The organism is Micromonospora sp. NPDC023888, from assembly GCF_040639415.1.
Taxonomy (GTDB): Bacteria; Actinomycetota; Actinomycetes; order Mycobacteriales; family Micromonosporaceae; genus Micromonospora.
In genome coordinates, this window is record NZ_JBEZZW010000076.1 from 1 (window position 1) to 7041 (window position 7041).

Genomic DNA, 7041 nt, shown 5'->3' on the forward strand with positions numbered 1-7041 from the left:
ATCTGCGCCCGCTCCGCGGACGACAACCTCTGCCCCGGCATGACCCCTCATCCTGACGAGAATCCACCCCGTTGCAACAACCACTTGAGCCCAAGGGCCGCAGATACCCCGACTTTCCGAAACGCGAGTCGATCAAGCGACGGGGGCACTTGCCGCTCCCCCGGGTCCGGTCAGGCGAGCGAGATCTGGTCGCCGGTGACCTTGATGTCCTTGGGAGGCAGCGGCTTGGTGGCGGGGCCGGCCTTCACCGAGCCGTCCTCGATCGAGAACTTGCTGCCGTGACAGGTGCAGTTGATGGTGCCGCCGTCGACGTTCGTCACCGGGCAGTTCTGGTGGGTGCAGATCGGGTCGAAGCCCTTGAACTGGCCGGCTACGGGCTGGGTGATGACCACACCCTGGGCGGCGAGGACCTTGCCGCCACCGACCGGGATGTCGGCGGTGGTGGCCAGCGACTGCGCGCCCTGCCGGTCGCCGCCGCCCGCGTCACCGCTGCTGGGCACCGCCGGGCCGCCACTGGTGGGGCCGCCGCTGCCACTGTCGCCGTCGTCACTGCCGCAGGCAGCCAGGACGACGGCCGCGCCAACCGCGCCGACGCCGGTGAGCAGGGTGCGGCGTGTCTGCGTACCGGGACCGGTCAGCGCCTGATCGTCACTCATGCCTCGCCTCTCTGTAGCCCGCCGCGCCGGTCAAGAGCCGGCCACACATTGTCCACACGAGCAACTGTGCCGGATGGTTCACCGTGGCATCCGTTCGAACCGGAAATGGGACGAGGCGGGCCCCGGCCGATCAGCCCACGTCGCGCTGGACACCACGACACCGGTCGCGGACCGCCGCGCACGAAGCCAGCCGGGACCGCGCACAGCAGCCCGACCGGACCGCCGCGCACCAGCCCGACCGGGACCGCCGCGAGCAGCCCGATCGGACCGCCGCGCACACCAGCCCGGCCGGGACCGCCGCGCACAGCAGCCCGGCCGGGACCGCCCTGGGGGAACCGGGGTCAGCGTGCCGCGGCGGGCACCTTGCGGCTCGCCCGCGCCTTGGTGACACCGTTGGCCTTGGCCGCCCGGGTGGTGGCGGCCGCCGCGCCCTTGGCGTCGCCGTCGAGCTTGAGCACCTGGCGAAGGAACTCGCCGGTGTGGCTCTCGGCCACCTCGGCGACCTCCTCGGGGGTGCCGGTGGCGAGCACGGTGCCGCCCCGGTGGCCCCCCTCCGGACCCATGTCGATCAGCCAGTCGGCCGTCTTGATCACGTCGAGGTTGTGCTCGATCGTGATCACGGTGTTGCCCTTGTCGACAAGCCCTTCCAGCACCATCAGCAGCTTGCGGATGTCTTCGAAGTGCAGACCGGTGGTCGGCTCGTCGAGCACGTAGACCGTCCGTCCGGTGGAACGCTTCTGCAACTCGGACGCGAGCTTGACCCGCTGCGCCTCGCCGCCGGAGAGGGTCGGCGCGGGCTGACCGAGACGGACGTAGCCCAGGCCGACGTCGACAAGGGTCTTGAGGTGCCGGTGGATGGCCGGGATGGCGGAGAAGAACTCGGCGGCCTCCTCGATCGGCATCTCCAGCACGTCCGAGACGGTCTTGCCCTTGTAGTGCACCTCCAGGGTCTCCCGGTTGTACCGGGCGCCCTTGCAGACCTCGCAGGGGACGTACACGTCGGGCAGGAAGTTCATCTCGATCTTGATGGTGCCGTCGCCGGAGCAGGCCTCGCAGCGCCCGCCCTTGACGTTGAAGGAGAACCGACCCGGGCCGTACCCGCGGACCTTGGCCTCGGTGGTCTCGGCGAAGAGCTTGCGGACGTGGTCCCAGACCCCGGTGTAGGTGGCCGGGTTGGAGCGCGGCGTCCGGCCGATCGGCGACTGGTCCACGCCGACGACCTTGTCCACGTGCTCCAGACCGGAGACCCGGGTGTGCCGGCCCGGCACCAGCCGGGCGCCGTTGATCTGGTTGGCCAGCACCGCGTACAGGATGTCGTTGACAAGCGTCGACTTGCCCGAGCCGCTGACCCCGGTGACCGCGATGAGCTGGCCCAGCGGGAACGGGACGGTCAGGTTGCGCAGGTTGTGCTCCCGCGCCCCGTGCACCACCAGCTCCCGGCCCGGATCCTGCGGGCGGCGGCCCGTCGGCCTCGGGATCGACCGCCGACCGGACAGGTACGCCCCGGTGATCGACTCCTTGTTCTTCAGCAGTGCGGGGACCGAGCCGCTGTGCACGATCTTGCCGCCGTGCTCACCCGCGCCGGGCCCGATGTCGACGATCCAGTCGGCGGTACGGATGGTGTCCTCGTCGTGCTCCACCACGATCAGCGTGTTGCCCAGACCACGCAACCGGATCAACGTCTCGATCAACCGGTGGTTGTCGCGCTGGTGCAACCCGATCGAGGGCTCGTCGAGCACGTAGAGCACGCCCACCAGGCCGGAGCCGATCTGGGTGGCCAGCCGGATGCGCTGTGCCTCGCCGCCGGAGAGCGTGCCGGCCGGCCGGTCCAGGGAGAGGTAGTCCAGGCCCACGTCGAGCAGGAACCGCAGCCGGGCGTTGATCTCCTTGAGGACCCGCTCGGCGATCAGCTTCTGCCGGTCGGTCAGCTCGATGCCGGCCAGCAGGTCGGCGCACTCCCCCACGGACAGGTTGCAGACCTCGGCGATGCTCCTGCCGGCCAGTGTGACCGCGAGCACCTCGGGCTTGAGCCGGGCGCCGCCGCACGCCGCGCACGGCACGTCACGCATGTAGCCCTCGTACTTGTCGCGGGACCACTCGGACTCGGTGTCGGAGTGCCGGCGCTCGATCCACTGCACCACGCCCTCGAAGCCGGTGTAGTAGGAGCGCTCCCGACCGTACTTGTTGCGGTAACGCACGTGCACCTGGTCGTCGGAGCCGTGCAGGATCGTCTTCTGCGCCCGCGCCGGCAACGCCCGCCACGGGGTGTCGACGTCGAAGTGCTGGGCCTCGCCGAGCGCCTCCAGCAGGCGCAGGAAGTATTCCAGGTTGTGCCCGGTGGACCAGGGCTGGATGGCGCCCTCGCGCAGGCTGCGCTCCGGGTCGGGGACCAGCAGCTCCGGGTCGACCTCCTTCTTGGTGCCCAGGCCGGTGCACTCCGGGCAGGCGCCATAGGGCGCGTTGAAGGAGAAGACCCGGGGTTCGAGATCCTCGATGGCCAGCGGGTGGTCGTTGGGGCAGGCCAGGTGCTCGGAGTAGCGCCGCTCCCGGTCCGGGTCGTCCTCCGGCAGGTCGACGAAGTCGAGCAGCACCAGACCGCTGGACAGGCCCAGGGCGGCCTCGACCGAGTCGGTCAGCCGCTGCTTGGCGCTCGGCTTGACGGTGAGCCGGTCGATCACCACCTCGATCGTGTGCTTCTCCTGCTTCTTGAGCTTCGGCGGCTCGGTCAGCGGGTGCACCACGCCGTCGACGCGGGCCCGGGCGTAGCCCTTGGCCTGCAACTCGGCGAAGAGGTCGACGTACTCGCCCTTGCGGCCACGGATGACCGGCGCGAGCACCATGAACTTGGTGCCCTCGGCCATCGCGAGGACCCGGTCGACGATCTGCTGGGGGCTCTGCCGGGAGATCCGCTCACCACAGACCGGGCAGTGCGGCTCGCCGATGCGGGCGTAGAGCAGCCGCAGGTAGTCGTAGACCTCGGTGATGGTGCCGACTGTCGAACGCGGGTTGCGGGAGGTGGACTTCTGGTCGATGGAGACGGCGGGGCTCAGGCCCTCGATGAAGTCGACGTCTGGCTTGTCCATCTGGCCGAGGAACTGCCGCGCGTACGACGAGAGCGACTCGACGTAGCGGCGCTGCCCCTCGGCGAAGATCGTGTCGAAGGCCAGGCTCGACTTGCCCGACCCGGACAGCCCGGTGAACACGATGAGTGCGTCCCGGGGCAGGTCGAGACTGACGTCACGCAGGTTGTGCTCGCGCGCGCCACGGATGATCAGTCGGTCGGCCACGGTGCGTGTACTCCCGGGAGAAGACGAAGCGAAGGATCTGTCCCGCTCTGGGATGATCTGAGCGGTCGTGCGGGCGCGGAAAACACGCCTCGGCAACTCTAGCCCCGAGGTATGACAGTTTCCCCCGCCCGCACATTCCCCCAGCTCAGCCCGGTCGGCCGCGCCCAGCCACGGCCCCCGCCGCGCCGGGCGCAAGCGCCCCCGTCGGTCAGTACCCGCCGGGCGCAAGCGCCGCCGTCGGTCAGTACCCGCCGGGCGATGGAGGCCGGGCAGCCCGTCGCCGGGCCGAACGCCACCCACCGCGCCGCTCCGCCGCCACTCGGGCCTCCCGCCGTCGGCTCTCCTGGGCCACCTCGCCCTGCAGCCGCCGCCAGCTCTCCCACCGGCGGGTGGGGAGTTCGCCGGTCTGCAGCGCCTCGCGGACCGCGCAGGCGGGCTCGCCGTCGTGGCCGCAGTCGGCGTACCGGCAGCCCTCGGCCAGCCCCGCGATATCCGCGAACGCCCGGTCGAGCCCGACCGCGCCGTCCAGCAGGCCCACGGCACGCACCCCGGGCGTGTCGATGACGGCGCCGCCGCCGGGGATCGGTACGAGCGCCCGCCAGGTGGTGGTGTGCCGACCCTTGCCGTCGACGCGCCGGATCGCCTGCGTGGGCATCATCACCGCCCCGACCAGGGCGTTGACCAGGCTCGACTTGCCGGCGCCGGAGGGCCCGAGCAGACCGAGCGTGCGGCCGGGCGTCACTTCGGCACGCAGCGGGTCCAGCCCGACGCCACGTTCGGCGCTCACCGGCAGCACCGGCACCCCGGGAGCGACCGCGGCAAGTTGGCGGGCCAGCGCGGCCGGGTCGGCCGCGAGGTCGGCCTTCGTCAGCACGACCAGTGGCCGGGCACCGGACTCGTGGGCCAGAGCGAGCAGTCGCTCGATTCGGCCCACGTCCGGCTCGGGGTGCACCGGCTCCACCACGGCGGCCGCGTCCAGATTGGCGGCCAGCACCTGGCCGCTGGCGTCCTTGCCGGCGGTACGGCGGATCAGCGCGCCCCGCCGCGGCAGCACCGCCTCCACTGTGACGCGGCGGTCCGGCCAGTGGGTGAGCAGCACCCAGTCCCCGGCGCAGGGCAGCGCCGACGGGTCCCGGGCCGCGGCGCTCAGCACCGCGCCGCCCAGGCTGGCCCGGACCGGGCCGGCCGTCGTGAGCACCGTGCAGACCCCGCGGTCGACCCGGGCCACCCGGCCCGGGTGGTGCTCGCCGCGTCGCGCGGCGTACGTCGCCCGCTCGGCGTCCCAGCCGAGCGCTGTCAGATCGATGGTCATGGCATCCTCATCGGTGTCGGAGCAGGTGATGGCGGAACACGCGTGCCACGTCCGGCATGATCACCACCTCCGTCCGATGTCCCGGTGCCGCGTCTGCCGCTGACGGTAGGTCGCGCGCCGACGCGCCGAAAGCGATTTCCCCGGCGACGGCGCGGCGACGGACCGCTAGGGTCGACGGGTGACCACGGATCCGCTCCTGCTGATGGGCGAGGTGGACGCGGCCACCAGCCGACTCCTGCGTACCGCGGCGTCCTTCGACGCCGAAGACCTGGCCGCCGCGTCGTTGCTGCCGGGCTGGACGCGCGGCCACGTGTTGGCGCATCTGGCGCGCAACGCCGACGGCTTCGTCAATCTGCTCACGGCGGCCCGCACCGGCGAGGCGCTGCCGATGTACGCCTCGCTGGCGGCCCGCACCACCGACATCGAGACCGGCTCGGACCGGCCACCCGCCGAGCACCTGGACGATCTGCGGCGCACCGCCGACCTGTTCGCCGAGGCGGTCGCGGCGATGCCCGCGCAGGCCTGGGCGGCGACGGTGCAGGCGCGTAAGGGCCCGTGGCCGGCCGCGCTGCTGGTGTGGGGTCGGCTGCGCGAGATCGAGGTGCACCACCTGGACCTGGCCGCCGACTACCGACCCGCGGACTGGTCCGAGACGTTCGCCCACCGGCTGCTGCGCGAGGCGGCCAGCCACCACTCCACGCGTCCGACACCGCCGTCGTTGGTGCTACGCCTGGACGGCAGCGCGCACGAGGTGGTGATCGGGGACCGCGACGGCGCCCCGGTCGTCTCCGGTGCCGTGCCCGACCTCGCCGCCTGGCTGATCGGCCGTGCCGACGGCGGCCCGCTCTCCGTCACTCCCGACGGCCCCCTGCCTACTCCACCGGAATGGATATAAAAGCGTCATGACATACAGCGGAGACGTCACCCAGGGCGGTGCGCCGGCGGTACGCGAGCTGGACGGGCTGACCATCAGCAAGCTGTCGGTGGGTCCGATGGACAACAACGCCTATCTGCTGCGCTGCACGGGCACCGGTGACCAGGTGCTGATCGACGCCGCCAACGAGGCGCCCCGGTTGCTGGAGCTGATCGGTGACGGCGGGCTCACCGCCGTGGTGACGACCCACCAGCACATGGACCACTGGGTGGCCCTGGAGGAGGTGGTCGCCAAGACCGGCGCGCGGGCTCTGGTGCACGCCGACGACGCGGACGGCCTCCCGATCGAGGCGGAGCGTCTCAGCGACGGCGACACCGTGCCGGTCGGCGACTGCGCGCTGGAGGTCATCCACATCAAGGGGCACACCCCGGGCTCGATCGCCCTGCTCTACCGTGACCCGGCCGGCACCCCGCACCTCTTCACCGGCGACAGCCTCTTCCCCGGTGGGGTGGGTAACACCGACAAGGACCCGGAGCGCTTCGCCGCACTGATCGACGACGTCGAGCACAAGCTGTTCGACAAACTCCCGGACGACACCTGGTTCTACCCCGGCCACGGCAAGGACAGCACGCTCGGAGCGGAACGTCCCGCCCTCCCCCAGTGGCGAGCACGAGGCTGGTAAGCAACCAGCAAAAGAACCAAAGCCGACCGTTCACCCTGAAGATCCTTCAGCCCTCGGTGGACGCGGCACCACCGGACGAGCCGCAACCCCGACGGGGGCGGGGCCTGCCGTGCCCGGCGCAGGGATCAAGCCTGACAACGGCGAGCACCGACCACAGGGGTGCGCCGTCGTGGTCGTCGACGACGGGCCCGGCCTGGACGCCGCCGCGCTGGCCGACGCGAACCACCTGC

5 protein-coding genes are annotated in these 7041 nt (G+C 71.7%); 2 read left to right on the forward strand and 3 right to left on the reverse strand.

Annotation, left to right across the window (positions count from 1 at the left end; genetic code table 11):
* Nucleotides 1–170: 170 nt before the first annotated feature.
* The 3 genes from AB0F61_RS33930 to rsgA form a co-directional block, all read right to left on the reverse strand.
* Nucleotides 171–656: a Rieske (2Fe-2S) protein gene (locus AB0F61_RS33930; protein WP_357818417.1), complete on the reverse strand. Its 486-nt coding sequence runs from the start codon at nucleotides 654–656 to the stop codon at nucleotides 171–173.
* A 341-nt stretch (nucleotides 657–997) separates the two neighbouring features.
* Complete coding sequence (gene uvrA, locus AB0F61_RS33935) at nucleotides 998–3943, reverse strand: excinuclease ABC subunit UvrA (protein ID WP_357818420.1); 2946 nt, start codon at nucleotides 3941–3943, stop codon at nucleotides 998–1000.
* Nucleotides 3944–4184: 241 nt separating this feature from the next.
* On the reverse strand, nucleotides 4185–5255 hold the full coding sequence (gene rsgA, locus AB0F61_RS33940; protein ID WP_357818423.1) for a ribosome small subunit-dependent GTPase A: 1071 nt from the start codon (nucleotides 5253–5255) through the stop codon (nucleotides 4185–4187).
* Between the two features lie 178 nt (nucleotides 5256–5433).
* On the opposite strand from rsgA, the gene AB0F61_RS33945 reads away from it, so the two are divergent.
* Nucleotides 5434–6150, forward strand: coding sequence for a maleylpyruvate isomerase family mycothiol-dependent enzyme (locus AB0F61_RS33945; RefSeq protein WP_357818425.1), 717 nt, complete (start codon nucleotides 5434–5436; stop codon nucleotides 6148–6150).
* A 7-nt stretch (nucleotides 6151–6157) separates the two neighbouring features.
* A complete protein-coding gene (locus AB0F61_RS33950; RefSeq protein ID WP_357818428.1) occupies nucleotides 6158–6811 on the forward strand; it encodes an MBL fold metallo-hydrolase in 654 nt (217 codons plus the stop codon).
* The last annotated feature ends 230 nt before the right edge of the window (nucleotides 6812–7041 follow it).